At 71.1% G+C, this 383-nt stretch carries 1 protein-coding gene; it reads right to left on the bottom strand.

Annotated features, from left to right (window positions below; all coding sequences use genetic code 11):
* Positions 1 to 379 (bottom strand): PAS-domain containing protein (locus tag F0L46_RS25370; RefSeq protein ID WP_438646722.1); only part of this gene is annotated, 379 nt, incomplete at its 3' end.
* Positions 380 to 383 lie beyond the last annotated feature (4 nt).

Genomic DNA, 383 nt, shown 5'->3' with positions numbered 1-383 from the left:
GGGCGATGAAGGCCCGCACCGACGCGCCCGCATGGACCCGCGTGCCCGACAGGCCGTACATCGCCAGGAACTCGCCGTTCACGGCGGTGATGCGCAGGTCCCCGTCCATCATCAGGAGGCCGTGGGACATGTTGGCGAGGGCGGCGTCGAAGAGGTCGCTTTGCGCCCGCAGCCGCTCGGCGGCGCGGTTGCGCTCCGTCACGTCCTCGTAGGTCGNNNGGAGCTCGTCGACGCTGAGCCCCGTATGGTCGTGGGTCGCCACGCCGTGGGCGATGATCTCGCGCAGGGTGGCGCCCGGCCGCACCACGCTCTCGCTCAGGCCGTAGAGCGTGCGGTAGCGGTCGTTGCAGACGATGAGGCGCTCGTCCGCGTCGTACATGGCG

The organism is Salinarimonas soli, from assembly GCF_008386575.1.
Classification (GTDB): Bacteria; Pseudomonadota; Alphaproteobacteria; order Rhizobiales; family Beijerinckiaceae; genus Salinarimonas_A; species Salinarimonas_A soli.
This window is presented reverse-complemented; position numbering and strand designations above follow the sequence as displayed.